The 2,279-nt window shown below is 70.1% G+C and carries 2 protein-coding genes; one reads left to right on the top strand and one right to left on the bottom strand.

All coding sequences use genetic code 11. The features are described 5' to 3' along the window. Positions 1-1,003, bottom strand: a 1,003-nt coding sequence (locus QR77_RS34770) for a hypothetical protein (protein ID WP_052489285.1), incomplete at its 3' end; no start/stop codon positions are given. A gap of 208 nt (positions 1,004-1,211) precedes the next feature. On the opposite strand from QR77_RS34770, the gene QR77_RS34775 reads away from it, so the two are divergent. Next, positions 1,212-1,841, top strand: coding sequence for a response regulator transcription factor (locus QR77_RS34775; RefSeq protein WP_040025991.1), 630 nt, complete (start codon positions 1,212-1,214; stop codon positions 1,839-1,841). Positions 1,842-2,279: the final 438 nt, after the last annotated feature.

A 2,279-nucleotide genomic window follows, 5' to 3' on the forward strand; every position in this document is an offset into this window, starting at 1 on the left:
CGCTGCCGCCGCCCGCTCCCGGTGACCCGCCGCCGGAGCCGGGGCCGGTTCCTGCGGACGAACCGCCGCCGGTTCCCGCCGTACCTCCGCCGTTCGCCGTGCCGCCCGGGGACGGCGTCCTCGCCGCCGCCGAGGCGAGCGCCTCCGGTGTGATCGCCTCCCTGGCCGCCGACTTCACGGCCGGCCGCAGCAGCGCGTACCAGAGGCCGACCAGTACGAGGATCAGCACAGCCGCGAGCATCAGCGCCCGTGGCAGCCAGCGCGGCAGGATCGGCTGCTGTTCGTACGCGCCGTCGAGGACGAGGGGCTCGGGGCGCTCTCGCGTCTCCGGGCCCGGTGCGAAACCCTGCGTGCCGCCCGCCGCGCCGCCCGCCGTCCCGCCCTCCGCGCCGCTCTGCGGCGGACCGGGCGTGGCGACGACCTGGAAGGGGTGCGTGACCGGCGTACCGCGCCACACGCGCTTGGCCGGGCGTACGCGCAGCTTGCCGAAGTCCGCGTGGCCCGGCGGGATCAGCAGCTCGGCCGCCCCGAGGACGACCCGCGCGCGCTCCGTGCCCGTACGCGCGTCGAGGCGTACGGCCACCGGCGCGTTCCCCCGGTTGTCGACGGCGAGTTGATGGCGCCCGCGAAGGGCGCCGTGCGAGCTGCGTGGCACCAGCTCGGACGTGACCTCCGTGAACGGTGCCACCGTCACACGGCCTTCCGGTACGGTCGTCGCGCCCTGGTCGCTCGTCGGTGTGACACGGATGCCGAACGGCGTCTCACCGGCCGGCACCGAGGGGTCACGCGGGGGGCTGAACCGGACCGCGACGGTGCCGGAGGCGCCCGGGTACAGCGACAGGGCCGACGGTTCCACCACCGCCCAGGGGGCGCAGGCTCCGACCACCTCGAAGCGGTACTCCTCAACGGTGCTGCCCGAGTTGAGGATCTGTAGGGGGAGGACGGTTTCCCCGCCCGGCTCGGCGGTGGCAGAGGATGCGTCGAGGCTGGCCGTAAGACTCATACCGGGACCGTAGGGTCGCCTGCCGCGCGGAACACCGGCCGGACAGGAACACTTTCGGGCACATGTGCTGCCCATCGGATGGTTGTTGATTTCACTTACGTACTTAATGGGAATGGTGTAACTGCCGATGCGTGAGGCATCCGAGGCTCTCAGGTAGGTCTCGAGCCGCGTTGACACCATCGGTTCGCATTTGCGGAGGGGGAAATTCATGACAGACCGTACGATTGTTGGTTTACGTGCTCAAGATCCGATCTCGCAGGCGGGCGTCGCCAGTCAGTTGCGGACCAGACCGGAGGTGAAACTGACCAGCGAGGACGAGGGGGAACTCGCCCCCGAGGTGGTCGTGGTGGTCGTCGATGTCGTCGACGACGAGGCATTGCGCATGCTGCGCAGTATCCAGCGTGCCGGAAGCGCGCGAGGAGTGCTGGTCGCCACGGAGATCGACGAACAGAAGCTGGTCAGCGCCGCCGAGTGCGGTGTGGCGGGGGTGGTACGACGTTCGGAGGCGACCCCGGACCATCTCGCACGGGTCATTGTCGCCGTGGCGAAAGGCGAGGCGCACGTTCCTGCTGATCTTCTCGGCAGGCTGTTGGAGCAGGTGGGAAAGTTTCAGGGGCAGGTGCTCGGGCCGCGTGGCCTGCACTTCACCGGCCTTTCGTCGCGGGAGGTGGATGTATTGCGCCTGGTTGCCGAGGGCTATGACACCGCCGATATCGCGACCAAGCTCGCCTACTCGGAACGCACGATCAAGAACGTGCTGCATGCGGTAATGACCCGGTTGCAATTGCGTAATCGATCACACGCGGTGGCATATGCGCTGCGACAGGGGCTTATCTGAGAGACAGTTTCCGGCCTCCGCTGTCCAATTCGCCGAACGCTGCCCTATAGGGCAGAAGTCGGTTCCCGCAGGACTGACTCGTGTCTTCTGCGAATCGGCGAACCGGGAGGGGACGGTGGGGGCCGGTCTGCTGATCCGGGGGAGGGTTCTGTGGCGTGGTCTCGGCGGCTCCGGGAGTCGGTGCGTACGAGGTGGGTGCGCCCGGCGTGGGTGCGTACGAGGTCGGTCCGGCCGACGTCGGCGCATCCGGGACCGGCGCATCCGGCGTCGGAGCGCCCGGCGTTGGACCGCCCGGCGTCGGAGCGTCCGGCGTCGGAGCGCCCGGCGTCGGAGCGCCCGGCATCGGAGCGTCCGGCGTCGGAGCGTCCGGCGGTCCGGCGCGTACGGAAGCGTCGTGCCGCCGCCGCCCTGCGTGTCCTCCCACCGGTGCTCCTGCTG

The organism is Streptomyces sp. 150FB (assembly GCF_000818195.1).
Lineage (GTDB): Bacteria > Actinomycetota > Actinomycetes > Streptomycetales > Streptomycetaceae > Streptomyces.